Here is a 955-nt window from a genome sequence, read left to right as displayed (position 1 = left end):
GGGGGGCGCCCGGGTCGTGGCCCCGGGCCGGAACCCGTGACGGGCCGGTCAGACGCCCCCGGGGTCCGCGACGACCCCGTGCGTGGTGTGGGCGACCACGGGCCGCGTCATGAGGAGCACCATGACGGTCGCGGCGAGGACCAGCAGAGGCCACCCCCACACGATGCCGCCCTGCAGCAGGGTCACCGCCGTGGCTCCCTGGAGCAGCTGCCACGTGATGACCGGACCGCGGGCTCGACTGCTGCCGCGCAGCAGGGCGCGGACGCCGGCCACCAGCACGGCGGCGACCCCCAGCCCGAAGACCAGCAGGAACAGGGCCACGGCCAGGGTCTGGGATCCCTCGGCCAGGAGCACCACGAGCCACCACAGCAAGACGGCGATCAGCACCGCGGCCTCGAGGAGCACCAGGACGAGCGCGACCCGCAGCACGACGGGGGCCGCAGGAGGAGGGGATGCAGCGGGCACAGGCCGAGCCTACGGCGTGGTCGAAGCGATGTGACAAAGACCTCATCGTTATCGGCTCGAAATCTTGACGTAACCCCTTGTGCACCCCTGGGTCGCGTGTGAGGCTTGATCCCAGACATAGGACGACCGCACGAACCCCCCACTGTCAGCCCAGTCCCCCGACCGGGGGTGGGCTCGACGCGTGCCCAGAGGAGATACAGATGGATTGGCGTCACCGCGCTTCCTGCCTGGACGAGGACCCGGAGCTGTTCTTCCCGATCGGCAACACCGGCCCCGCTCTGCTCCAGATCGAGGAGGCGAAGGCCGTGTGCCGCCGCTGCCCCGTCACCGAGACCTGCCTCAAGTGGGCCCTCGAGTCCGGTCAGGACGCCGGGGTCTGGGGCGGCCTCTCCGAGGACGAGCGCCGCGCACTCAAGCGTCGCACCGCCCGCGCCCGCCGCGCGAGCTGAGCAGGGCGCACCTCAGCACCCCCCGACGCCCCCGGCGCCGC

Annotated in this window: 2 protein-coding genes; one reads left to right on the top strand and one right to left on the bottom strand. The window is 72.3% G+C overall.

All coding sequences use genetic code 11. The features are described 5' to 3' along the window. Positions 1-48 precede the first annotated feature (48 nt). The gene (locus L0B03_RS18445; protein WP_250448542.1) at positions 49-465 is read right to left on the bottom strand and encodes a hypothetical protein; all 417 of its coding nucleotides are present in this window, start codon (positions 463-465) and stop codon (positions 49-51) included. Between the two features lie 200 nt (positions 466-665). Here L0B03_RS18445 and L0B03_RS18440 point away from each other — a divergent pair, with 200 nt between their 5' ends. Next, a complete protein-coding gene (locus tag L0B03_RS18440; RefSeq protein WP_208054578.1) occupies positions 666-914 on the top strand; it encodes a WhiB family transcriptional regulator in 249 nt (82 codons plus the stop codon). Positions 915-955 lie beyond the last annotated feature (41 nt).

Source organism: Actinotalea sp. C106 (assembly GCF_023630195.1).
Lineage (GTDB): Bacteria > Actinomycetota > Actinomycetes > Actinomycetales > Cellulomonadaceae > Actinotalea.
Note: the sequence above shows the minus strand (reverse complement) of the source record. Positions and strands in the feature narration are given on the sequence as shown.

Bases quoted from the DNA above. Each gene is read 5' to 3' on its own strand.
- L0B03_RS18440 (WP_208054578.1), top strand. From the start codon at position 666: ATGGATTGGCGTCACCGCGCTTCCTGCCTGGACGAGGACCCGGAGCTG.